This window comes from Brevundimonas sp., assembly GCF_030656255.1.
GTDB lineage: Bacteria > Pseudomonadota > Alphaproteobacteria > Caulobacterales > Caulobacteraceae > Brevundimonas.
The window spans coordinates 1-22918 of record NZ_JAUSOE010000020.1 but is presented as its reverse complement, the minus strand read 5'-3'; the positions used below and the strand labels follow the sequence as shown (position 1 = coordinate 22918).

Here is a 22918-nt window from a genome sequence, read left to right as displayed (position 1 = left end):
CCGATGTCCTTGATCGCCAAAATCCGCGCCCTTGAAGCCGCCGGCCTGCCCGTGACGCCCGAAGCGCTAGGCCAAGCCGTGGTGGTCGAGGACGTCGCGGCCCAGTCCGGCGACGTCCCGCCCGTCATCGCCGAGGCCGCGATCTCGCCGGCGCGCCGCCATCGCCAGTTGGTCCTTGGTCGGATCATGGCCGCTTCCGGCAGCGGCTTCGGCACTGAGCTGAAGCCCATCGGCGCAAACGACGATCTGTCGCCGGCCGACATGGAAATCATGCAACTGAAGCTGCAGCTGATCGATCACCAGCAGACGCTGAAGGCGACAAAGTCCCAGGAGACCAAGATCGCGATCAAGCGCGAGTTCGCACCTCTGTATGCGAACTGGATCAAGGGCGTGCTCGAGGCTGATGCGGCGCCACAGCGCGAGCAGGCGGCCGAGCTGATCGCCACCATGATGATCTGGGCGATCGACTGCGGCGAGTATCGCGACGCCCTGCCGCTGGTGGAGTTCGTGCTGAAGCATAAAGTCCCCATGCCGGCGCGCTTCGATCGCGACGTCGCGACCTTCGTGACCGACCAGGTCTCCGAGGCTGCGATCGCTGCCTATGAAAAGGCCGAGCCCGGCGTGGAGGCCTTCCCGCTGGAAATCCTCGGCCGAGTCGAGGACCTGGTCGCGGACGCGGACATGCACGACCAGGTGAAGGCGAAGCTGCAGAAGGCGATCGGCCGCGCCTTGGCGTCAGACGCCGGCGAGGAAAGCCGAATCCGCCAGGAAGAAACCCTGAAGCGCTACCAGCGCGCCATCGAGCTCAACCCATCCGTGGGCGTGAAGAAGGACATCGAGCGTCTGCAGTCGGCGCTGAAGAAGTCCGCACCGCCTGCTGAAACTCCTCCGGAAGAGACCAATGTCTGACCTATCGACCTCCGCCCTCATCCGGCGCGCCATCCTCTTGCTCATCCTGAGCATCGGCGCTTACGCTGCTGGCATCGTCTTCCTCATTCAGAGTGACTCGATCGGCGCGGCCCTCGGTCTATCCACCCCCGAGCTGCTGCTCGTTGCATCGGCCGGTTTATCGCTCCTGCCGCGCGTCGCCGGCGACATCAAAACGACCCCGCCGCCCGGCTGGAGATCACGATTGATCGTTTGGGTGGTGATGGTCGCGGCATACGTGTTTTTTCTGAATGCCCATGGCTTGATCGGCGTCGCGGAGTTCGCCGCCGCGCTCGTGTTCTGCACAAATCTGAGCAAGGCGACCGAGCGCATTCTCCCAAACGCCGCCACCGCAGCTGAGCTTAACCGTCGCAAGCTGCAGCTCGATGTCAGCACCCATGTCACCAGCGGAGTCACCTCCGCGTAACCCCATCGCCCCCCGGCGCTCGGCGGCGGAGGTCGGTCCGACACCAATGGGTTCGCCCGTCTGATGTCCGATCGGCCTCCCCACCGCCGTAACCGGTCGGGTGGACCCCACGAAAGTGAAGCCAGCAGGCGGCACCCACAGGACATCCCTCGCTAGCGCCATGTCAGGCTTCACTTTCAACCCTCCCAACACCGACGCAGCCCCTCCGGCTGATCCGCCGGCGGCCGACGTGGTCGCCGCCGGCGGCTGGTGGCCGGACGTCAACATCACCGGCGTGCGCCAGGCCGTCGATCTCAACACCAACGTCACCCCCGAGCGCGTGCGAGACGCCGTCCGTCAGGCGATCGTGGATCTGGCTTCCGAACCAGCCATGTCGGCGTGGCGCCGGGACCAGGTCGCAGCGGGCTTCACCAAGCTTTCCGTCGTCCCGTCTCGCGACATCGAGGTCGATGGCCAGAGCGACTACTGCCTGCGCTGGACGCGCGCCGTCTATTCCCTGGTCGCCGCTGATCTGGGCGAGCGTCTTCTCGGCCAAGGCCTGACCAAGGCGGGCGCTGATCGAGCCGAAGCCCTCGGGGCCGAAGTCGGCCTCCACCAGCGCAACGTCACCCACGCCGTCCGCGACTTCCTCGGCCGGCCCCGCATCCGCGCGAGGATGATCTGATGGCGGGCATGTCTGCACCTCTGATCCGGCCTGCGCTCGAGGGCGAAACCGTCGATGCCCTGATCACGCGCGTGCTGGGGCTCGGATCGTCCGCGCTTACCGCCGTCTACGAGGCCAATCCCAACCTGGCCGACGGCGGCCTCTTCCTCAAACGCGGCCAGCTCGTGGTCTTGCCGGTCTCCGCGACCAAGGCGACCGAGCCGGCGCTCGTCCAGCTCTGGGATTGATCATGACCGCTCAGCCTCTCGCGCATTCGACCCTGCCGACAAGCACCGTCAACTGGGCGATGATCGCCGTCATCGTGACCTTGCTGGTCCAGTTCGCCGCTGCCGTAGCCTATGGATCGCGTGTCCAGGCCCAGGTCAGCAATCTCCAGGAGATCACCCAGCCCCTCAAGGATGGACAGCTGGTCGAGATCCGCACCAATGTCGCCTGGATCCGCGCCGAGCTCGAGCGCGAGCGTGAGCGGGGGAGGGCGCAATGACGCTGAACCCGCAGGATCCTCTCCCCGAAGGCCAATGGCTGTTTCGGCGCATCTTCACCTGGACCCTTTCCGTCGCGCTTCTGGCCCTGCTGGCCTGGATCTCCTGGCGCATGCCGCCGGAGGCCCTGCAGTTGGTCGCCCTCTGGATCATCGGCCTGCTTGCCCTGGTCGTCACCTACTACCTGCTGGCGCCCAGCGCGGCCGAGCTGGCGCGGATCTTCGCCGAGATCCGCGGTCGCCTGCCGTTCACCCGTTCCCCTGGAGACCCGTCATGAAACCCGTGAAGCTGCTTGTCGTCCATTGCTCCGCGACGCCTGCGAACCGCGACATCGGCGTCGCGGAGATCCGCGCCATGCACAAGGCCAAGGGCTGGCGCGACATCGGCTATCACTACGTCATCCGCCGCGATGGCACGGTCGAGAAGGGCCGGGCCGAGAACGTGATGGGCGCGCACGTGACCGGCCATAACGATGGCTCCCTCGGGATCTGCATGGTCGGCGGCGTAAAGCCGGACCTGAAAGCGGAGATCAACTTCACGCCGGCGCAGTTCGCAGCACTGCGAGAGCTGCTGACAAAGCTCCAGGGCAAGTTCCCTGGCTCTCGGATCTGCGGCCACCGTGACCTTTCCCCCGATCGCAACGGCGACGGCGTCATAACGCCCGGCGAGTGGGTCAAGGAATGCCCCACCTTCAACGTCGATCTGTGGTGGTCGCAAGGCAAGGTCCAGCGCTGATGAAGACCCTGACCCGCACCTTAAATTTTGCCTCGCCATGGGGTTGGGCCCTGGCCGTCCTGGCGCTGCTCGCGTTCGGTTGGCTGGTCGTAGTCGCCCTGGGCGGCGTCGGCTTCCGCTTCGATCCCTTCAACTCCGTCCAGCGGCGGGCCGACGCGGCCGAGACACGCGCGGCGACGGCGACGATCGACGCCGGCGCCAGGAGCCAAGAGGCCGCCGGCGCGCGCGACACGACCGTGAAGGTCGAACGCACCCTCGACCAGGTGCGCCGTGCAGAAACCATCGCCGCCGATCTAACAACCCAAGCCAGGGCTGCCCACGATGCGAACCAAGACCTTGACCCTGACCGCCGCGCTCGTCTGCGCAGCGAGTATGACCGCCTGTGCGCAGCACGTCCTGCCGTCTGCCCTCCCGACCCCGCCGCGCCGGACGATGCCGGAGACGGCTAAGGCGCCCTGCGTTCTCCCGCGCCTGCCGGATCTGCCGAGCCAGGCGGAGCTCGAGGCGGCCTATTACGCCCGTGGCACCGTGATCGTCGCCTGCGACGCCGCGCGCCAACTCGCCGTCGACGTCCACGATGGCGAACACGCCGACGAAGACGCCTGGCTGTCGCGCCTGGCGCCCACCGGCGGCCTGCTGAAGACTGTGACTGGATCTGATCGATGACGCTGAAGCCGCTCCCCCATGGCCTGTCGTTCACTGAGGCCGGCTATGGCGTGCCCGGCGGCGGTGAAACGCCGGCGCTGGCCCCGGTCAACACCGTGGCGCCGACGATCGGAGGCGACGCGCCGATCGTCGGCGGCGTCCTGACCGGCGGCCTCGGCACCTGGGAGAATGCCCAGGCGCTTAGTCGACAATGGCTGCGGGGAACGACAGCGATCCCCGGCGCGACCGCGTCTGCCTACATGCTCGTCCAGGACGACGTCGGCTTTTCGATCCGTCAGCGGGTGATCGCCACGAACGGCGACCAGGTTGTCACCGCCGATACGGCCCCGATCGGCCCGGTCCAGGCACTGGACACCACACCCGACGTTTTCGGATTCGAGGACGTCACTGACGCGGCGCTCGACCAGGTCATCACCTCCAACGCCATCACCGTCGCCGGCATAAACGGGCCGGCCAACATCTCGATCGAGGGCGGGACTTTCTCGAAGAACGGCGGGCCTTACTCCGCGACAGCGCGGACTGTCGTTGCCGACGACCAGGTGCGGATCCGCGTCATCTCTGCCGCCACCAACTCGGCCGCTGTGAACGCGACGCTCACGATCGGCGGTGTCGCAGACACCTTCACCGTGACCACGGCCGCGCTGCCGGCGGACGCTACGCCTGAAGCCTTTACCTTCGTCGACGTGACGGGCGCGACCACCTCGACCGCCTACGAATCGAACGCCGTCACCGTCGCCGGCATCAACACGGCGGCGAACCTCTCGATCAACGGCGGCGAGTACCAGGTCAACGGTGGCGCCTGGGCGTCGGCCGCCCGCACCGTTGTCGCCGGCGACGTGGTCAAAGTCCGCGCAACGTCCTCGGCGGAGGGCGCGACGGCCGTCAACGTCGTCCTGACGATCGGCGGTGTGGCCGACACCTACACCATCACCACCCAAGCAATGGGTGGTGGGGAGCAGGTCACGAATATTCCAGCCCATGCCAACCTTCGGGAAGCGTTCGGCATCTACAATCTGAAGCCGGGCTCCGGCGTGTTCTCTGGTCGGGTCGCCACCGTTTGCGCTCCCGGCGCGCCCGAACCTCCGACAAGCGTCGTGGACGTGTTCCTGGACGGCACTGGCGCACCTGACCTCGCACCGGCGGCCTCCGCGTTCGGGTCAGAGCTTAGCTTCTACCAATTCCACTCACAGTCGGGCAGCGGGGCTGTCGCGCAGGCAGTCAATGCCGGCGGTCGCTTGCGGCTGTTCGTTGGCGAGGAGTTCAAGCAAAATGGCAAGTACGTCCTTTATGCCGTGACTGGGGCGAACTACCGCGTCGCGACCGGCGAGTATCAGCGCCAGAGCCTGTCCTTCGTCGAAATGGTGGGCGGCAATATGCAGGGCGGGAACGCCAACTCGACGTCGTCGCTAGGCGCCAATCCACAGACGCTGGCGTCCAGCGTGTCGTTCCTCAGTGAGGCAACCGGCCGGGGCGCTCTGGGATCGTCGTTTGTTCGATCCGCCGGCGTCTACCACGGCTATCACCCCGAGGTGGCGACGTTCGTGTCGTCCGCATCGAGCACCAAGATCAGGTCTGGCCATCGTCGCGACACCCTCGGAACCAACACCGCCGCGACCATGGCCGGCATCACTCTCGGGGCGGGCTACTACGCCGCCGACAGCAAGTTCTATCAGGGCTGGTTGGTGTACGACGCCGCTCTGAGCGACGCCGATGAACTGGCCGTCGCAACGGCCATGTCGACCATTCACGGCACCAATCTCAACGTGCCGAGCGAGATCTTGTTCGAACGCGGCGACAGCATCACCTACGACCAAGGGCCGCCGCTTCCGCTGCATGACGGGGCAAGCGCGCGGCTTGCGAGAGACCGGCCGCAGACGAAAGTCGTCAACGCTGGCGTGCCTGGGGCCGTCATGGCGGACTTCCCGCCTGCGTGGTTCGCTGCGCGGCGGGTAGTTGGCGCGAAGAATGTGCTGAAGCTCGGCTTTGGGTCCAACAACTGGGCCTCCGCTTCAGCCCCCGCGAACGACCCGCAGGCCGTCTTTGGCACCGACGACGTTACGCCTGGAACATTCAGGTATGCCATAGCAAATGCGAAGGCGGCTGGCGTTGTCCCTGTAGTCCGCACAACCATCATGCGGCCGGCCTACACGACGACTCAGGCAGAACGACGTGCCGCGTTTAACCAGCTACTGCGGGACAACGCCGCTGCTCTCGAATTCCTGCTGGTGGATTTCGGGGACACGGTCTTCCCAACGGTCGACAATGTCCACCCGACGGCCGCTGGCTACGCGGCGATGTACGCCGTCGAAGGTCCGGTCATCGCGCAGGCCTTCTCCATCGCGCAGATCGCCGCCTAGCGTCCAGTTCGTCAGGCCTCTTCTCCCCTGACGTCGCGGCCCGGTTTGGAACAGCAGCCGCCGGGCCGCACCCCATTGCTAACCGACGAATGGCCTGACAAGGGGCGCGAGGGCACGGTAGCCCTCGCCACTTAAATGCACGCCATCCGGTAGAGTCAGCCCGTCTCTGATGACGCCGTTGGCAGTCATGCCCGGCCAGGCGTCGATATAGGTGCACGAACCTTTCGCACACTCGGCTCGCAGAAGCGCATTCAGTGCGGCGACCTGCCCGTTCAAGGTCTCTGATGACGTCGGCAAGGTGGAGACCACAAGGAGTTGCCGACCGGGCGCGGATAGGCCGGCCAGTAGGGTCAGGTAATCTTTGGCGACGTCGTTCGGCTGATCTTCCTCTAGGCGAAGGTCGTTGATCCCCGCCATTACTATGACGGTCCGTGCAGATCGGGGGACCGATCGGAGCTCACGGGGCAGAAGATTGACGGTGATCCCTTCTACGCCTCGATTGGCAACCCGCACGTCCGGCCAGAGCTCGGCCCACGGACCACGCTCTACAATGGAGTCGCCGAGAAAGGCGACTGAAGCGCCATCGCCTATTGCAGCGATGATGGTCTCGCGACCGAGGAACGTCTGGCTCTTTTCGGGCTGATAGCCGAACAGCTGCAGCTCAATCCTCCAGCGTTCACTGCCCACCCAGCAACCGACAGAGAAGGTGACCACGCACAGAGCAAGAGCGCCGGCGATGGCGAGTTTGGTGGCGACGGCCATTTTGTTCCCCCGGTGGCGCTTATCAACACCCGCCAGGATCGCCGGTATCGCAAGATGCAGCGCTCCGCAACTATACGGCACGCTTTACGGTCAGGCGGACTCGCAAGACCGCAGGGGGAGGGGGCAGGTTGGGTCAGCCGACGACTATCTCGAGGCGCGGCCGGCTTCATCTGGCTGGACGTCGGTAGGTTCGGGCGGCATACCGAGCTGGGGGAGAAGATTATGGTTGCAGCCAATCCGTTGACCGCCGCACCGTCGGACGAACGCATCGCGCCGCTTGAAGGTGTTCGAGGGCTGATGGCGTGGTGGGTTGTCCTGGGCCACTACGCTCACACCGTTGGGCTGACCAATCCCATCCTCGAGAACAACGCGCTCGCAGTCGATGTGTTCGTGATCCTGTCCGGCTTCGTCATCACCTTCGCTGATCTTGAGGAAGCGGGAGCCTTACATTCCCTACCTCACACGGCGAGCTTTTCGAATCTTCCCTGCCTATCTTGTCATCCTGCTGATCTCGGCCGCCCTATTGCCGATCTTCTCAGATTCGATGCGAAACATACCATTCCAATCGGGACGGAATATCGCGCGCCTTGAGCAGATCGAAGCGGCGCAGTCGTGGTTCTCCATGCATCTGGCGGTTCACCTTCCTTTGCTTCAGGGGTTGGTGCCTAACGCGATCGACCCGACCGCCCCGTTCACGATCGTAGGCCAGGCGTGGAGCATCTCTCTGGAATGGCAGTTCTACCTCGTCGCACCCCTCGTGGTCGCTTTAGCGGGAAAGAAGTGGGGCTTGCCTATCCTAGCCGTCATCGTCGCCGTGCTTTGGTGGTCGGCCAATTTCATGTCGATCGCCTACCTGGGCGCAAAGCAGTTCCAGTTCATTGTCGGCATCGCGTCCTGCATCGGCTTCGTGTCGCATGGAGGGGGCCGCTATCGCGCGTTCGGCGTGGCCATACTTGCCGCCTTTGGGTGTCTGGTCTCTCAGGGCTGGCTTCAGCTGTTGCCGCTGACGATCTGGCTTGGGTGCATGGTCACCGTCCTGAGTTGGCGAGACTGGTGGCCCGCTTCCATGGCGGCGAAGGTGCTGTCCCACCCAGTCCTCAAGTGGATCGGCGATCGGTCGTACTCCACCTATTTGGTACATATGCTGCCGATCTATCTCGGCGCGTTCGCCCTCAACGCCACCGGCATCGCCGATGGAAGCTACGCGGCAGCGCTTTTAGTGATCGTCGTCGTCGGCACAGTGCTTCTTTCAATGGCGAGCTTCAGGCTGGAAAAGTGGGGGATCACTGCAGGCCGCAGCATTGCCCGGAAACTATCCTAGTTTCACACCCCCACGCCCCTGCATCATATGCGGCGGTCGATGTTGTGCCGTGCGGAGCTGACAACTTGCCCCACCTGACCTCAACGGTTAGCCGTCGCACCGTTGCATCATGAGAAAGCCCGCCAGTCTCCGAGCCGCCTTGGTCGCCGCCCTCGATGCCCGGCACCGCTACAGCGAGCGGCCGGCGGATCTGCACATGGTCATGCAGAACGCGACGCCGATCGCGGACGGCCGGCCGGGCATGGCCTACATGTGGGAATACACGCTCGCGATCGGATTCCTGGACTTCACCGGCGCGCCCGATGAAATCGCGCTACCCATCCTGGTCTGGCTCCGCCGCTGGCAGGGAGATGCCTTCGGCACGCCCGAGAGGCTGAAGGCGGCCTTCAACATGGACGTCGAGTTCATGTCCGACGGCGTGGTGGACGTGCTGGTGCGGCTGAAACTGACCGAGAACGTCAACGTGGTGCCCCGGCCGGGTGGCGATGGCGCGGATCTCGTCCGGCCAGAGGAGCCCGTGCCCTTCGCCCTACGCGACGCCGCGCCGCTCCATGCGGCCTACCTGGACGGCGAACAGATCGTGCACTGCACGGCGCATCCAGACGCCGGCAACGATGGCTGACCGTGCCGACGAGCTTGCGCGGCTGAAGGAGATCGCCTCCGCCTTCCTGGAACAGATGGAGCCGGCCGCCAAATCCAAGCTGCTGCGCCGTTTCGCCCACGACATCCGGCGATCCCAGCAGCGCCGCATCGGCTCCCAGCTCGCGCCGGACGGCTCGCCCTGGCCGAAACGCAAAGCCCGCGAGGGGAAGAAGCCCGCCACCCGCGCCGTGCGCTTCCTCTATCGCAAGAGCGGCGGCGAAATCCGCTTGGCTGACATGCGCAGCTGGATCGGCCGAGGCGCCATGATCACCGGCTTCGACCGCGAGGCGGAGGGAATCCGGACGTTCCGCAAAGACCGTATCGCACAACACCTCCCGCCCGCCGGCGATGCCGACCCGGGCGCGCTCCCTGACAGCATCCGTGGCGCGCGGGGCGGCGTCCGCCGCAAGGCGCAGAAGATGTTTACCGCGCTGCGATCGAACGCCCACCTGAAGGCCGGCGCGACGCCGGACGAAGCCTGGGTGGCGTTCACCGGCCAGGCCAGCCGCATCGCGCGGGTCCACCACTACGGCCTGCGGGACCGGGTGACGCCGGACGGGCCAGAGACCGACTATCCACAGCGCGAGCTGCTCGGCTTCAGCCAGGCCGATGACGAACATCTCCTTTCGCGGTTCCTCGAGCACGTCGGGTCAGCGCTGAAGGCGTGAGCCTGGCCTGTTGTGCGGTGCGGTCCTGACAACAGGGCCGGATCGCCGCCGGGGCGTAGAGGCGGCGACAACGCTCGGCATGAGCACCACGGCCGTCAATCTCTCGGGCCTGCCTATGCCGGCGGTCGTCGAGATCCTGAGCGTTGAGGAGATCATCGCTGACGCCAAGGCGCAGCTGATCGCACTCGAGCCTGCGCTCGAAACCTTCCTGCAGCTGGAAAGCGACCCGTTGGTCAAGCTGATTCAGGTCTTCGCCCTGCGCGAGTTCGCCCTGCGCCAGCGCGTCAACGACGCCTCGCGCGCCAACATGCTGGCCTATGCCGTCGGCTCGGACCTCGATCATCGTGGCGCCGAGTGGAGCCTGGCGCGCCTCGTTCTGGTTCCGGCCAACGTGCAGACCGGCGCGGCGGCCGTCATGGAATCGGACGACGATTTCCGCGAGCGGATCCTGCTGGCGCCGGAAGCCCTGTCCGTCGCCGGTCCCGAGGGCGCCTATCGATCGCTGGCGCGAAACGCGAGCGGCGACGTCCTCGATGCCAGCTGCACCAGCCCGTCCGCCGGCGTCGTCGTTGTGACGGTTCTCTCCCGCGACGACGACGGCGTGCCTTCAGCTGCACTTCTCGACCTGGTCAGCGCCGCAGTCTCGTCGGACAGCAAACGCCCCCTGACGGACCAGGTCCTGGTCTCGCCGGCGGAAGTCCTGACCTATGACGTCAATGCCGAGCTAACCACATTCCCGGGCCCGGACGCAGAGGTCGTACGCAGCGAAGCGCTCGCTCGGCTGAAGAAGTACACCGAGGACAGCTTCCGCCTCGGCCGCGACGTGACCCTGGCCAAGATCTACGCGGCGCTGGGCGGCGAGGGCGTCCAGGACGTCACGCTGATCGCGCCGCCGGCGACGATCGTCACCTCGGATCTGCAGGCGGCGCGCTGCGCCTCGATCACGCTCACCCATGCCGGGACCGACACATGATGGTGCGGGACGAGCAATGCCTGCTGCCGCCCAACGCGACCAGCGTTGAGCTGGCGCTCGAGGCGCTGACGCGGCGCGTGGACGCGATCCCCGTCCCCTTGAGGGCCATCCGCCTGGCTACGGAATGCCCGGCCGACATCCTGCCCTGGCTGGCGTTCGAGCGCGCCGTTGGATCCTGGAACCCCAACTGGTCGCTGGCGATCAAGCGCAACGTCGTCGCCCAGGCCATCTCCGTGGCCAGGAAGAAGGGCACCGCGGATTCGGTGCGTCAGGTCGTCCAGGCCTTCGGTGGCCAGATCGCGCTCCGCGAATGGTTTCAGCAAGACCCTCCGGGCGACCCGCACACCTTCCAACTGATCCTGACCTTGAACGGGGAGGGCGGTGAACCCGCCAGCGCCGCCTTCGTGGACGAGGTCATCGCGGCGGTGGAACGCACCAAGCCGGCCCGCTCCCGCTTCACCTTCACCCAGGGACTGACTGCCGAGGGCGGCCTCGGCCTCGCCGGCGGCGCGCGTCCCGCCGCTTACCGTCGCCTGCAGCTCGAGGAGGTCGCCTGATATGGCCGGACTGACGATCACCATCACTGACGCCGGCCGCGCCGAGCTGATCAATGCGCCCAACACAGGCACGAACGCCGTGACGATTGCGCAAATCGGCGTGAGCAGCGTCCACACGCCGGGCTCGCTGAAGGCGCTGACGTCGCTGCCGGGCGAGGTGAAGCGCGTGACCACCTTCGGCGGCGATGTCGTTGCGGCCGACGTCTTCCATGTGACCGTCACCGACGAGTCGGCCGACGTCTACACGGTGCGGTCGTTCGGCCTCTACCTCTCGACCGGCACCCTGTTCGCGGTCTGCAGCTCGGCAGACGTGATCGTTGAGAAGTCGGCCGGCGCCCTGGTGCTCCTGTCGGCCGACATCGCCTTGAAGACGCTGGACACCGCCTCGATTGAGTTTGGCGGGACGGGCTTCATCAACCCGCCGGCGACCATCGACCGCCAGGGCGTCGTTGAACTCGCGACCCAACAGGAAACCGCCGCCGGCGCAGACGCTACGCGGGCCGTCACGCCTCTCGGCCTGCTGTTCACGCTGCAGAGCTGGGCGACGAACTTCGCCGCCGCTGTTCACCGCCATGCGATGACCAGTATTGACGGCCTGCCCGAGGCCCTGGCCGGAAAGTCTGGGACCAACCACACCCACGACGCCGGCGCGACGATTTCGGGCGTCTTCAACGTCGGCCGGATCCCGGCGCTGGCGATGGACAAGATCACGGGGCTTGCCGCAGCCCTGGCCCTTAAGGCGTCGCTGAATTCGGACGTCGTCTTCAAGGACATCTCGGCTGATCGCGGTGACGGGTCGGGCGCCATCTTCTTTGGTCGCGTTGATCGCTACATCCAAAGCACCGGCTCGGCCTATTTCCTCCCCAACGCCCCACTGGATGTGAACGGGGGACGGGTCTGGACCGCACTGACGTTCAACCCTGCCGACAAGGCAGCAGCGATCCACTCCCACGACTGGGCCCAGGTCACCGGTAAACCCGCCTGGGTCGATCCGGGTGCAGACACTGTCGTCACCGGCTACAAGCAATTCACGGCTTCCCCGTCATCCATCGCCAATGGCACCGGCGGCGGCGGCCGGGGTGCGCTGGAAGTCACGGGCTCTGGCGGCGGGGCCGCGTATCAGGCTTTCCACCGGCCAGGCTCGCATGCGGCCTACTTCGGTCTCGATACCGACAATCAGTGGAAGGTCGGCGGCTGGTCTATGGGCCCGGTCGCCTACCGGATCTGGCATGAAGGAAATTTCGATCCGAACACCAAGGCCAACAAGTCCGGAGACGTCTTCTCAGGTCCAGTCGAAATTCGCTGGCCGGGTGGATCACAGATCCGCCTCACGAGGGAGGGCGGGACCGGCTATGGCCTAATCCAGCACGTGGACTGGAACGACTTCTACCTCCTGGTCACTAACCTCAACGACGCCCAGGGCGGGTTTAACAACCTTCGGCCCCTCCGGATCTCGCTGGCCACGGGCGATGTCCATGTGGAGCACGGCCTGTATGTCTCGGGCGGAAGAGTCCTGACGGAAGCCAATCTCGATGTCTGGTGGCCGGCTGGCGAGCTGAAACTCTTCGACGCCCCCAACCCTCCGGGGGGAGGCAGCCGTCTCTTGGTGGCTAACGGCGCGACAGTTTCGCGGTCCACCTATGACCGTCTGTTCGCTCAGATCGGCACCCGATATGGCGTCGGCGACGGCGCCTCGACCTTCCAGCTTCCCGACTGGCGCGGCGTCTTCTTCCGTGGTCTCGACAACGGCCGTGGCCTGGACCCCAGCCGCTCGCTCGGCGTCTTCCAGGGAAGCCAAAACCTCGCCCACAGCCATGGCCTGCCCGTTCGCGACAACGCTGACTCCGGTTTCAACATCGAGGACGCCGGCACCGGCGGCGCGCAGCGCGCCGTGAACACCTCGACGGAGGGCGGCGCTGAAGCCCGCCCGGTCAACCAGGCGCTCCTCGCCTGCATCACCTACTGAGGCCGCCATGCTGATCTTCCACGCCCATCATCAAACCGGCGTCTATCTCGGCTCGTCTACTGCGGTCGCAGATCCGCTTGAGCTCGAGCGCGCCAGGCAGGACGTGTTCGCGCCTGCGGCCGCCGCTGCGAACGCCGCATTTGAAAGCGCGGCGGCCGGCCTAGGCGACAGCGAAGACGACGCGGTTCAGCTGCAGCAGCTGCGCCAGATCCTCGCCGCCTCACTCGCCAGCGCCAGCGCTGCGGCGGCCGCCGTCGAGCCGACGGTGTTTCTGATCCCGGCCCATGCCTATACCGACGCGCCGCCGGCCTTTGATTTCGATGAAGTCGCCGTCCGTCGCGATGGCGCCTGGGTGGTGGAGCCCATTCCTGAGCCGGCCGATGAGACGCCGTCTCAGGAGGAACTGGCCTCAGCCGCGCGGTCGCGCCGCACCTGGCTGATCAGCCAAGTGCGATGGCTGGTCGATCGTCACCGCGATGAGGAGGTCCTGCAGCGCCCGACCACGCTGACGGCCAACGACTATTTGGCGTTGCTGACCTACGTGCAGGATCTCCGCGACGTTCCCGAGCAGGCCGGCTTCCCGCTCGATGTCAACTGGCCCTCCCTGCCGGCGGGAATCGCACCCGACGACGCCTGATCCGCGCTGTTGTGCGGTGCGGTCCTGACAACAGGCGCGCCGCGCGTGCTCTGAGGCCCTGCGCCATCGTCCGGCCCGATGAACCGCCGCCCCAAATCCGCTGGAGCCGATACCGATCGTGCGATCGGCCGCCTTGTGCGTGAGGGCGCCATTGCGTCCGTGGATCGGGAGGCAGGCAAGGCCGTGGTTGATTTCGGCGACGGCAGTCTGTCGCCTCCGATCGACTGGAATATGCAGGTCGGGGACACGACGATCTGGATGCCGCCGACCGTGGGGCAGCAGGTGTCCGTGGTCTCGCCCGAGGGCGACGACGAACGTGCCTATATCGACGCCAGCTTCCCGTCTTCGCAGTTCGCGCCGCTGTTCATGGGCGCAACCGTCGCCATCCGGTTCAAGGACGGCGCGCTGATCTCCTACGATCCCGAGAGCCATGCGCTCGATTTCCAGCTGCCGGGAACCGCGACCATCACCGCAGCGGGCGGTCTCACCATCGGCGCCGACGTCGCCGTCCAGGGCGACCTCACCAGCACGGGCACGATCTCGGCCGACGTCGATGTCGTCGGCGCGGGCAAGAGCCTGAAGACCCATCGCCACACGAACGTGCAAGCCGGATCCGCCGTGTCGGGGCCGCCGCAATGAGCAGCATCTCACGCCTGACCGGCGCAGCCCTGGACCCGAACTCCGACGCGCACCTGGCGCAGTCGATCGGCGACATCCTCACCACGCCTATCGGCTCGCGCCCGCTGCGGCGGACCTACGGCTCCGAGCTGCCGGATCTGATCGACCAGCCGATCGACCCGCGCCGTCTGCCGATCAAGATTTTCGCCGCAACCGCCATGGCCCTCCTGGCCTGGGAACCCCGCGTCCGCCTTTCGCGCGTCCAGCTTGAGGCCGGCGCGTCCGGCGTCGGCACGCTGCGCCTGACCGGCAAGCGCGTGGATCTGCCCCGCAACCCGACCGTCGATTTTTCCATCTCCGTCCGCTGATCAAGGAAGTCCGCCTATGGCTCTCGCCCCCCGCTCGCACGGCGTCCGCATAACCGAAGTCGCCGCCGGCGAACTGTCGCTGACCGTCGTCGCCACCTCCGTTTGGGGGATCGTCGTCCAAGCGCCCGACGCCGACGAGGAAGCATTCCCGCTGGATGCGCCCGTCCTGGTCTCCGACTTCACGGCCGCAATCGAGGCTGCCGGCGTTGCGGGCACGATGGAACGCTCTCTGCGGGCTATCAGCAGCAACGGCCGATCGATCGGCGTCGTGGTGCGGGTGGGCGAGGGCGTGGGCGACACGCCGGCCGAGATCGCAGCCGATCGCGACGCCAAGGTGATCGCCGGCCTGCAGCAGTTGCTGGTGGCCGAACAGATCGTCGGTGTTCGCCCCCGCGTCATTGCCTGTCCCGGGCTCGACACCTTGGCTGTCGCCACCGCCTTGGGCGTGGTCGCGCCGCAGCTGAACGGCTTCGCCTACGCCGCCGCGATCGGAGAAACCCCTGCCGAGCTGAAGACCTATCGCGACGGTTTCGCCGTGCGCGAGCTGATGCTGATCGACCGCGACTTCAAGGCGATCGACGGGGCCGGCGCGGAAGTGACCAGCTTCGCCTCCGCCCACGCGGTCGGCCTGCGCACCTGGATCGACAGCGAGGTCGGTTATCACAAGAGCCTGTCGAACGTCGCCGTTCCCGGCGTGACGGGGCTGATCTCGCCACGCGCTTGGGATCTGCAGAACGAACAGACCGAGATGGGCCTGGTCAACGGCGCAGACGTCACCGGTCTGATCCGCCGCACCGGCTACCGGTTCTGGGGCAACCGCACCTGCGCCGCTGATCCCCGCTTCGCCTTCGAGGTCGCCGTGCGGACCAATCAGATCCTGCGCGACACAATCGCCGACGGCGTCTTCCCCTACATCGACCAGCCGCTGACAAACCAGCTCGCGACCGACATCATCGAGAGCATCAACTCGATGTTCCGCCGCGAGAAGCTGGCCGGTCGGATCATCGGGGCCGAGGCCTTCCTGGCGCCGGGCAACACCGCAGACCAGCTCGCCGCCGGCAAACTGCTGATTGGCTACCGCTACACCCCCTGCGCGCCCCTCGAGAGCCTCGGCATCAAGTCGGAGATTACCGACGATTACTACGCCGACACCTTTGCCCTGGCCGCCTGATTGTCCGCTTCCCCGCAACCCTGACCGGCTGGCCGCGCGTCGCCCTATCTGAGGATCTCATCAAATGAACCTGCCCCGCCAACTCCAGGACATGAACGTCCATGGCGACGGAAACTCCTTTCTCGGCGAATGCGTGAAGTTCACACGTCCCAAGCTGGCCGAGAAGCTGGAGGAATATAACGCCGGCGGTCTGCTGAGCTCCGTCCAGATCAGCACCGGCCGCATCGAGGCCCTGGAATGTACCCACGCCTACGGCGGCGACATGCCGACGCTGAACCGTGGGTTCGGGGCCGTAGAGCTGGACGCCAACCAGCTGCGCTTCTCGGGTGCCTACCAGAATGACGCGACGGGTCAGCTTGACGATCTGCAGATCGTCATTCGCGGCAAGCACGTCGAGATCGACAGCGGCGACGACGAGGTCGGGTCCAAGAGCGGCACGACCTACAAGACCAACGCGGTCTACTACAAACAGACCCGCAACGGCGTGGTCGAGTTCGAGATCGACATCTTGAACAACGTCTTCCTGGTCTACGGCGTCGATCGCCGCGCCGAGATCCGTGGGATCATCGGCGGCTGATCATGGCTGACCGGCGCTCCACTCCTTCCAACCTGGCGACGGCCGCGCTCGAGCGCCGGCCGACCGAGGACGCATCGCGTCCGGCGGCCGTCGTCCAGGACGTCTTTCTGGGTCGGGTGCTTTCGCCTCCCGCCCACATGTTCCGGGGAACGATGCAATGAACGACCAATCCGCCACCACCTCCGCCGCCACTGACCTGGAAGAGGCCGGCTATGAACGCGGCGTCCATGACAACGGCAAGGCCTGGGTGCGCGTGCCGCTGAAGAAGCCGCTGCAGCGCGCGGACAACAAGTACAGCTCCGTCGTCCTCACAGAGCCGCACGGCAGCGACTATCAGGGCACCAGCCTGAGCTTCGTCGCCCAGGGCGACTACAATGCCCTCATCACCGTGATCCCGCGCATCAGCGACCCCGTGATCCACAAGCAAGATCTGCAGGCCATGAAGGCCAGCGACCTGGCGGCCATCAGCGGGGAGGTGATCGCTTTTTTCTACACCGACGCGCAGAGGGCCGCGCTTGGCCTGACCGCGTAGAGGACGCCTACGCGGACATCGCCTTCGTATTCGGCTGGCAGCTTTCCGAGCTGCAGCGCCTCGACCTCGACGAACTCGCCGACATGCGCCAACGCGCGATCGCGCTCTACAACCGCGTGAACGGCCAGAAAGAAACCTGACCGTGGATAAGAACCTCCGTCTCAGCATCATCCTTCAGGCGGCCGGCAACGTCGTCGGCTTCCTGAAGGGCGTGAAGGGCGAAAGTGCGCGCACGTCCCTGGAGCTCAACGCCACCCGCGAAAAACTCCAAGCCCTTCAGCGGACGACGAAGGACGTCGGGGCGTTCCGCCAGATGGAGGCTCGCCTGCAGGGGACGCGCGGTGCCCTGGCAGACGCTCAGATCGAGGCGAAGCGCCTGGCGCTGGCCAACGCGGCGGCCGAGCGGCCGACGAAGCAGCTCGCCCGAGCCTTCGAGGTGGCCCGAACCAAGGTCCGCGAGCTCCAGACCCAAGAACAGAAGCAGGTCACGACGCTGCAGGATCTACGCGGCAAACTGGAGATGGCCGGCGTCTCGACGCGGAACCTCGCCGGTCACGAGGTGCGTCTGGCGCGCGAGACCCGCGACGCCAACAACGCGCTGACTGACCAGGTCCGGCGCATGGAGCAGGTCTACGAGCGCCAGCGGAGGATGGCGAACGCGCGGGGCCGCTACGACAGCACACAGCAGTTCGCCAGCTCGGCCCAAGGGGCTGGAGCCTCCGCTGTCGGCGCAGGCGTGACCGCCGGCGCGCCTCTCTTCATGGCTGGGCGGGAAGGTGTGAACTTCGAAGACGCCATGCTCGACGTAAAAAAGGTCGTCGACTTCAAGACGCCTCAGCAGTTCACGGAGATGCGGGCGGACGTACTCGATCTGTCGATCGCCCTGAATCTGCCGGCGGAAGGCATGGCGGCGATATTCGCGGCAGCGGGCCAGGCGAAGATCGTGCGCGGAGAGCTGAAAGGCTTTGCGACCGACGCCGGCATGATGGGCGTGGCGTTCAACTCGACCGCCGAGGACGCAGGCAAGACGATGGCGACCTGGCGAACCGCCTTTGGCCTAACCCAGCCTGAAGTGCGCGGCCTGGCCGACCAGATCAACTATCTGGGCGACCATGGCAACGCGACCGCGCTGCAGATCACCGATGTCGTAACGCGCGTTGGCCCGCTGGCCGGCGTCGCCGGAGCGGCAGCCAGTGAGGTCGCGGCCCTGGGCTCGACCATGGTCGCCATGGGCGTCCAGGAAGAGATCGCCGCAACCGGCATCAAGAATACAATGCTGGCTCTGACCAAGGGCACGGCCGCCACCAAAGCCCAGCGCACCGCCTTCAGCGCCCTGGGCCTCGATGCGGAGAAAGTGTCTAAGGCGATGCAGCTCGATGCCGGCGGCACGATCGTCGATGTCATGGAGCGGGTCTCCAAGCTGCGGCCCGATCAGCAGACCGCCATCCTCACGCAGCTGTTCGGTTCTGAGTCAGTCGCGGCGATTGCGCCAATGCTGAGCCAGCTCGACACGCTGAAAACAAACCTGAAGGCCGTCGGAGACAGCTCGCTCTACGCAGGCTCGATGCAGAAGGAATTCACCAACCGTCAGAGCGGGGCCAAGACCGCCGTGGAGCAGCTTTTCCGGGCGGTAAAAGTCGTCGGCATCGAAGTCGGTACGGCCTTCCTGCCCGAGATCAAGGCTGGCTCGGCAGCGTTGAAGGGACTTGCAGGCGGGATCCGCGAGTTCGCGGTCGCCCATCCTGGCGCCATCAAGGTCGCAGGTATGCTGCTGGCTGTCGTCGCCGGCGGCCTGTTGATCTTCGGCGGCCTGGCCATGGCGGTCGCCGCCGTCCTTGGACCCTTCGCCCTGCTGCAGCTGACGCTGACGCAGACCGGAATCCTCTTCGGCCCGCTGGGAGGGAAGATCGCACAGTTCGCCGGCAAGGCCCTGCCGTTGATCGGTCGGGGACTGCTGCTCGCTGGCCGGGGCTTCCTGACCTTCGGCGCCATAGCGGCGCGGGCCGGACTGATGCTGCTCGCCAACCCTATCACCTGGATTGTTCTCGGCATCGTGGCGGCCGTCGCGCTCCTCGCCGGCGCGGCATACTTGATCTATCGAAATTGGGGAACGATCGGTCCGTGGTTGAGCGGAATCTGGCAAAGCATCGAGACTGGCGTGTCCAACGCTCTCGGGTTCATGGGCCGGCTGTTCATGAACTTCAGCCCGGTCGGCTTGCTGATCGGCGCGGTGATGCGTGCCTGGCCCGCCCTGGAGGCGCTGGGCGGCCGGTTCCTCGAGATGGGCCGTCACCTGTTGACGGGCCTGGTCAACGGCGTCCTGGGCGGCATACCGGCCCTGGTGGCGGCAGTGATGCGCGCCGGCGGCGCTGTGGTCACCGCCTTCAAGAAAAAGCTCGGGATCCATTCGCCTTCGCGGGTCTTCGCCCAACTGGGCGATTACACCATGCAGGGGCTTGGCGTGGGCCTCGGGCGATCCGCGCGAGATCCGCTGCGGCGCATGCGGACGGCCGCGTCGGCCATCACCGCCGCCGGCGCAATGGCGATCGGTACTGCCGCCATGGCCGCTCCCACGTTCGACACGGCGCCCACCCTCGGCGCCCGACCTGCGTCGGCCGCGACGGCCGCGCAGCCCCCGGTCACGATCGGCACGCTGAACCTTCAGATTGTGCAGCGGCCTGGTGAGGACATGGAAGCGCTGGCGCGCCGGGTTGCAGAGCTGCTGAAGAATCCGACCGGTGGAGCGAGCTTCAGCGACGACGACGACAGCTATGGCGAGGCGCCCTGATGCTCCTGGCCATCGGCATGTTTGTGTTCGAGATCCCGAACGTCCTTTTCGAACAGCTGAAGCGCCGGCGCAGCTGGCGCCATCCGACCAGCGAGCGGGTGGGTGCGCGCGCCGCCAGCCAGTTCGCCGGCGTCGGCGACGACAACCTGACCATCACCGGCGTCCTGGCGCCGGGCATCATCGGCCGCAAGGATGCGCTCGAAGACCTGGCGGCTATGGCTGACCAAGGCCGATCATGGCCCGTGGTCGATGGCGATGGCTTCGTCTACGGCGCCTATGTCATCCTCGATCTGGACGAGACCAAGCGGGAGATCCTGGACAATGGCCAGGCGCGCCTGATCGACTTCACCGTCAACCTCCAGCGCGTCGATGACGACGAAGGGGACACCAGCGCCACGGGTTCCGAGGTGCGAGCATGACGGGCCAGGTCTCGGGTCACGTCCAGCGCCAGGCCGCCTACCAGCTCGTCGTCGACGGCAAGTCCATCGATGGGGCGGTGAAGCCTCGGTTGCACAGCCTGAGCCTGACGGAGCGACGCGGCGCGGAGGCTGACGAGCTCGAGCTTGTGCTGAACGACACCGACGGGAAGCTCGCGATCCCGCCCGCCGGCGCGACCGTGACGCTCAAACTCGGCTGGCTGGATCTCCGCGACGGCGCATCGCCGGTCCTGATCGACAAGGGATCCTTCACCGTTGACGAACGCGGCCATGGCGGCACGCCTGACCGGCTGACCATTCGTGCCCGCTCCGCAAACCTCACCCGCGCCTTTCGCACCAGGCAGACCCAGACCTGGTCGAACACGACGCTAGGGACCGTCCTCGAGGACGTCGCCATCAGGAATGGCCTCCAGGCGCGCGTGGCGGCCGACAAGGCGGCGATCGCCGTCTCGCACCTCACACAGGACAGCGAGAGCGACAGCGCCTTCCTGGCGCGCCTGGGACGGCTTCACGACGCCATGGCGACCGTGAAGGCGGGTCGGCTTCTCTTTTCGCCGATCGCCGCCGGCGTCACCGCCACGGGCCAGTCGATCCCCGAGGCCACCATCACCCGTCGCGACGGTGATCGCCACACCTGGTCCTCGGCCGAGCGCGAGAACTATTCCGGCGTCATCGCCAAATGGCGAAGCCGGGCCAAGGGGTCGAGCGGGGAGGTGGTCATCGGATCGAGCTCCAACGCCAAACGCCTCGGCCGCACTTATGGTAGCGAGGAATCAGCCCGCCGCGCCGCCCAGGCGGACAATACCAAGCAGGAACGGAAGGGCGCGCAATTCTCGCTGGATCTCGCCTCCGGCCGGCCTGACCTATACCCCGACCGCAAGCTGACCGTCTCCGGCTGGAAGCCAGAGATCGACAACTCGGGTTGGGTGATCACCGAAACTCGCCACCAGCTCGACGCAGGCGGCGGCCTGAAGACATCGCTGCAGATGGAGCTGAACCCAGCGCCGCCGGCGCGTGCGGCGGCATAAGAACCATGGTTGCGAGGTCCATAACCTCAGTTTTTATTTCATCGCCGCTGGAACCATTTCTGCTATGGAACAAACGGGGGCCGTCACAGGATCGAAAATGCAAACGCAGCAGGGTGAGCTTACGGCTGGGCGCTTCAGCGCCTCGAACCAACCAGGGGCCTTCAGCAAGCCCGGCAGCCGCCACGGCGGCACGATGAAGCTCCTTTGCCCACACTGCCAGTCCACCGCGAAGGTGCGCTCGAGCAAGGCCCTGACGCCGCTCTACAGGGAGCTTCGCCTACAGTGCACGGACATCGACTGCGGCGGCACCTATGTCGCGTCGGTTACGATCGACCGAATGATCGTCCCCAGCCAGAAGCCCAATCCGCGCGTCCGCCTGAAGGTGGGCCAGCCTCGGCCGACCACACCGGCGAACGAAAACGCGCCGGCCGAGGCCGCCGGCTGACGAACACGGCGTGAACAGGTTGTGCCGTGGGTGTGCCGTGGAGGACTAGGAATGCCTCGTCCTGTCTCGGTACCTCTCGGAAAAGTCCGGCTTGCCGACTAGCTAAAACGCCCCTAGAAGGCCCGTCCTACCTGAATGCGGATGTGGCGGAACTGGTAGACGCACTGGATTTAGGTTCCAGCGCCGCAAGGCGTGGAGGTTCGAGTCCTCTCATCCGCACCAAGCAAAAAAAGGCCCCGGATCGCTCCGGGGCCTTTCTTCTTTTGTTGGCCTATCGCGCTTCGCGCTACTTGAGGCCGATTTTGGCTGGTCGCCCTCAGGGCTTAAGGCCGTCTTGGTTGGCCTGCCTGAGGACGTCAGTGCGTGTCTTAGCTGATCGGCGGGACCGGCGGCGGCGGCAGGTCGCTGTCGGTCTCGTGGACCTCGATCCTGCCCTGTCCCAGATGGCTCTTGCGATAGCCATACAGGAAATAGATCACCAGGCCGATGCCGCCCCAGATCGGCAGCACCATTTTGGCGTCGTGAGGCAGGTTCCAGAACAGGAAGGCGCAACCGAAGGCCGACAGCGGCGCGAAGACCCAGATCAGCGGCGTCCGGAACGGGCGCTTGCGATGCGGATCCTTGACCCGAAGTATCAGAACCGCGAGCGACACCATGAAGAAGGCGAACAGAGTGCCGGAGTTCGAGATGTCGGCCAGCTTGCCGACCGGGAACAGGGCGGCGCCAATGGCCACCGCAACGCCGGTGACGGCCGTCACAATATAGGGCGTCTTCCACTTGGGGTGGATCTTGGTCAGGCCTTCCGGCAGCAGGCCGTCGCGCGCCATCACGAAGAAGATACGGGTCTGGCCGTAGATCATCATCAGGATGACGGATGGCAGGGCCAGAAGGGCGGCGGTGCCCAAGGCGTTGCCGATCTGCGGATGGCCGATCACGCGCAGGACGTGGGCCAGGGCTTCATTGGAGCAGACCAGCATCTCGCTGTTGGACGGCAGGGCGCAGGCGGCGACGAAGGCGGGCGAGCCGGGTTGGACGGCTTCGCCGGCAGCGCCGAGCACCGGCTGGGCTCCGATGGCGCCTGCTGCGCCCAGGGCGACCAGCAGATAGAAGACGGTGCAGATGGCGAGCGAGCCGATCAGGCCGATCGGCACGTTGCGTTGCGGGTTCTTG

Annotated in this window: 30 protein-coding genes and 1 tRNA gene; 29 read left to right on the top strand and 2 right to left on the bottom strand. The window is 66.1% G+C overall.

Annotated features, from left to right (window positions below):
* Nucleotides 1–3: 3 nt before the first annotated feature.
* The 10 genes from gpM (at nucleotide 4) to Q7J26_RS01770 (ending at nucleotide 6258) form a co-directional block, all read left to right on the top strand.
* Nucleotides 4–909, top strand: a complete 906-nt coding sequence (gpM, locus tag Q7J26_RS01815) for a phage terminase small subunit (protein ID WP_304934804.1) — start codon at nucleotides 4–6, stop codon at nucleotides 907–909.
* Nucleotides 902–1354 (top strand): hypothetical protein, encoded by a 453-nt coding sequence (locus tag Q7J26_RS01810; RefSeq protein ID WP_304934803.1) that lies wholly within the window; start codon nucleotides 902–904, stop codon nucleotides 1352–1354. Before gpM ends, Q7J26_RS01810 begins: the two co-directional genes overlap by 8 nt.
* Nucleotides 1355–1514: 160 nt before the next feature.
* Nucleotides 1515–2018, top strand: coding sequence for a head completion/stabilization protein (locus Q7J26_RS01805; protein ID WP_304934802.1), 504 nt, complete (start codon nucleotides 1515–1517; stop codon nucleotides 2016–2018).
* Nucleotides 2018–2245 (top strand): tail protein X, encoded by a 228-nt coding sequence (locus Q7J26_RS01800; RefSeq protein ID WP_304934801.1) that lies wholly within the window; start codon nucleotides 2018–2020, stop codon nucleotides 2243–2245. The genes Q7J26_RS01805 and Q7J26_RS01800 overlap by 1 nt, the downstream gene beginning before the upstream one ends.
* A 2-nt stretch (nucleotides 2246–2247) precedes the next feature.
* Nucleotides 2248–2502: a hypothetical protein gene (locus tag Q7J26_RS01795; protein WP_304934800.1), complete on the top strand. Its 255-nt coding sequence runs from the start codon at nucleotides 2248–2250 to the stop codon at nucleotides 2500–2502.
* Nucleotides 2499–2777, top strand: coding sequence for a hypothetical protein (locus tag Q7J26_RS01790; RefSeq protein ID WP_304934799.1), 279 nt, complete (start codon nucleotides 2499–2501; stop codon nucleotides 2775–2777). Before Q7J26_RS01795 ends, Q7J26_RS01790 begins: the two co-directional genes overlap by 4 nt.
* On the top strand, nucleotides 2774–3235 hold the full coding sequence (locus Q7J26_RS01785; protein ID WP_304934798.1) for an N-acetylmuramoyl-L-alanine amidase: 462 nt from the start codon (nucleotides 2774–2776) through the stop codon (nucleotides 3233–3235). The genes Q7J26_RS01790 and Q7J26_RS01785 overlap by 4 nt, the downstream gene beginning before the upstream one ends.
* Nucleotides 3235–3684, top strand: coding sequence for a hypothetical protein (locus tag Q7J26_RS01780; protein WP_304934797.1), 450 nt, complete (start codon nucleotides 3235–3237; stop codon nucleotides 3682–3684). The genes Q7J26_RS01785 and Q7J26_RS01780 overlap by 1 nt, the downstream gene beginning before the upstream one ends.
* Nucleotides 3668–3901, top strand: coding sequence for a hypothetical protein (locus Q7J26_RS01775; protein WP_304934796.1), 234 nt, complete (start codon nucleotides 3668–3670; stop codon nucleotides 3899–3901). The genes Q7J26_RS01780 and Q7J26_RS01775 overlap by 17 nt, the downstream gene beginning before the upstream one ends.
* Nucleotides 3898–6258, top strand: coding sequence for an SGNH/GDSL hydrolase family protein (locus tag Q7J26_RS01770; protein ID WP_304934795.1), 2361 nt, complete (start codon nucleotides 3898–3900; stop codon nucleotides 6256–6258). The genes Q7J26_RS01775 and Q7J26_RS01770 overlap by 4 nt, the downstream gene beginning before the upstream one ends.
* A gap of 78 nt (nucleotides 6259–6336) precedes the next feature.
* On the opposite strand, the gene Q7J26_RS01765 is transcribed toward Q7J26_RS01770, so the two are convergent.
* Nucleotides 6337–7020: a GDSL-type esterase/lipase family protein gene (locus Q7J26_RS01765; RefSeq protein WP_304934794.1), complete on the bottom strand. Its 684-nt coding sequence runs from the start codon at nucleotides 7018–7020 to the stop codon at nucleotides 6337–6339.
* 222 nt (nucleotides 7021–7242) lie between these two features.
* Here Q7J26_RS01765 and Q7J26_RS01760 point away from each other — a divergent pair, with 222 nt between their 5' ends.
* From Q7J26_RS01760 to Q7J26_RS01675, 19 genes are all read left to right on the top strand, one after another.
* Nucleotides 7243–7611 (top strand): acyltransferase, encoded by a 369-nt coding sequence (locus Q7J26_RS01760; RefSeq protein WP_304934843.1) that lies wholly within the window; start codon nucleotides 7243–7245, stop codon nucleotides 7609–7611.
* Nucleotides 7499–8341 carry an acyltransferase gene (locus tag Q7J26_RS01755; RefSeq protein WP_304934842.1) on the top strand — a complete coding sequence of 281 codons (843 nt, stop codon included), beginning with the start codon at nucleotides 7499–7501 and terminating at the stop codon, nucleotides 8339–8341. Before Q7J26_RS01760 ends, Q7J26_RS01755 begins: the two co-directional genes overlap by 113 nt.
* A gap of 109 nt (nucleotides 8342–8450) precedes the next feature.
* Entirely contained in the window at nucleotides 8451–8963 is a 513-nt protein-coding gene (locus Q7J26_RS01750) for a phage tail protein (RefSeq protein ID WP_304934793.1), read from the top strand.
* Nucleotides 8956–9651: a phage virion morphogenesis protein gene (locus Q7J26_RS01745; protein WP_304934792.1), complete on the top strand. Its 696-nt coding sequence runs from the start codon at nucleotides 8956–8958 to the stop codon at nucleotides 9649–9651. The genes Q7J26_RS01750 and Q7J26_RS01745 overlap by 8 nt, the downstream gene beginning before the upstream one ends.
* Nucleotides 9652–9730: 79 nt before the next feature.
* Entirely contained in the window at nucleotides 9731–10624 is an 894-nt protein-coding gene (locus Q7J26_RS01740) for a baseplate J/gp47 family protein (RefSeq protein WP_304934791.1), read from the top strand.
* Nucleotides 10621–11181 carry a phage tail protein I gene (locus tag Q7J26_RS01735; protein ID WP_304934790.1) on the top strand — a complete coding sequence of 187 codons (561 nt, stop codon included), beginning with the start codon at nucleotides 10621–10623 and terminating at the stop codon, nucleotides 11179–11181. Before Q7J26_RS01740 ends, Q7J26_RS01735 begins: the two co-directional genes overlap by 4 nt.
* A gap of 1 nt (nucleotide 11182) precedes the next feature.
* Nucleotides 11183–13147, top strand: a complete 1965-nt coding sequence (locus Q7J26_RS01730; protein WP_304934789.1) for a tail fiber protein — start codon at nucleotides 11183–11185, stop codon at nucleotides 13145–13147.
* A 7-nt stretch (nucleotides 13148–13154) separates the two neighbouring features.
* A complete protein-coding gene (locus Q7J26_RS01725; protein WP_304934788.1) occupies nucleotides 13155–13784 on the top strand; it encodes a phage tail assembly chaperone in 630 nt (209 codons plus the stop codon).
* 78 nt (nucleotides 13785–13862) lie between these two features.
* Nucleotides 13863–14423: a phage baseplate assembly protein V gene (locus Q7J26_RS01720; RefSeq protein ID WP_304934787.1), complete on the top strand. Its 561-nt coding sequence runs from the start codon at nucleotides 13863–13865 to the stop codon at nucleotides 14421–14423.
* A complete protein-coding gene (locus tag Q7J26_RS01715) occupies nucleotides 14420–14770 on the top strand; it encodes a GPW/gp25 family protein (protein WP_304934786.1) in 351 nt (116 codons plus the stop codon). The genes Q7J26_RS01720 and Q7J26_RS01715 overlap by 4 nt, the downstream gene beginning before the upstream one ends.
* Before the next feature lie 16 nt (nucleotides 14771–14786).
* Nucleotides 14787–15941, top strand: coding sequence for a phage tail sheath subtilisin-like domain-containing protein (locus Q7J26_RS01710; protein ID WP_304934785.1), 1155 nt, complete (start codon nucleotides 14787–14789; stop codon nucleotides 15939–15941).
* Nucleotides 15942–16005: 64 nt separating this feature from the next.
* A complete protein-coding gene (locus tag Q7J26_RS01705; protein ID WP_304934784.1) occupies nucleotides 16006–16518 on the top strand; it encodes a phage major tail tube protein in 513 nt (170 codons plus the stop codon).
* Between the two features lie 157 nt (nucleotides 16519–16675).
* Complete coding sequence (locus Q7J26_RS01700) at nucleotides 16676–17050, top strand: phage tail assembly protein (RefSeq protein WP_304934783.1); 375 nt, start codon at nucleotides 16676–16678, stop codon at nucleotides 17048–17050.
* Between the two features lie 17 nt (nucleotides 17051–17067).
* Entirely contained in the window at nucleotides 17068–17190 is a 123-nt protein-coding gene (locus tag Q7J26_RS17080; protein ID WP_370651892.1) for a GpE family phage tail protein, read from the top strand.
* A 2-nt stretch (nucleotides 17191–17192) separates the two neighbouring features.
* Nucleotides 17193–19838: a phage tail tape measure protein gene (locus Q7J26_RS01695; RefSeq protein ID WP_304934782.1), complete on the top strand. Its 2646-nt coding sequence runs from the start codon at nucleotides 17193–17195 to the stop codon at nucleotides 19836–19838.
* Nucleotides 19838–20257: a phage tail protein gene (locus Q7J26_RS01690; RefSeq protein WP_304934781.1), complete on the top strand. Its 420-nt coding sequence runs from the start codon at nucleotides 19838–19840 to the stop codon at nucleotides 20255–20257. Before Q7J26_RS01695 ends, Q7J26_RS01690 begins: the two co-directional genes overlap by 1 nt.
* Nucleotides 20254–21303: a contractile injection system protein, VgrG/Pvc8 family gene (locus Q7J26_RS01685; RefSeq protein ID WP_304934780.1), complete on the top strand. Its 1050-nt coding sequence runs from the start codon at nucleotides 20254–20256 to the stop codon at nucleotides 21301–21303. The genes Q7J26_RS01690 and Q7J26_RS01685 overlap by 4 nt, the downstream gene beginning before the upstream one ends.
* Nucleotides 21304–21400: 97 nt before the next feature.
* Nucleotides 21401–21748, top strand: a complete 348-nt coding sequence (locus Q7J26_RS01680; RefSeq protein WP_304934779.1) for an ogr/Delta-like zinc finger family protein — start codon at nucleotides 21401–21403, stop codon at nucleotides 21746–21748.
* A gap of 137 nt (nucleotides 21749–21885) precedes the next feature.
* Nucleotides 21886–21970: transfer RNA gene (locus Q7J26_RS01675), tRNA-Leu, on the top strand.
* A 146-nt stretch (nucleotides 21971–22116) separates the two neighbouring features.
* Here the strand turns inward: Q7J26_RS01675 and Q7J26_RS01670 are convergent.
* Nucleotides 22117–22918 (bottom strand): APC family permease (locus Q7J26_RS01670; protein WP_304934778.1); only part of this gene is annotated, 802 nt, incomplete at its 5' end.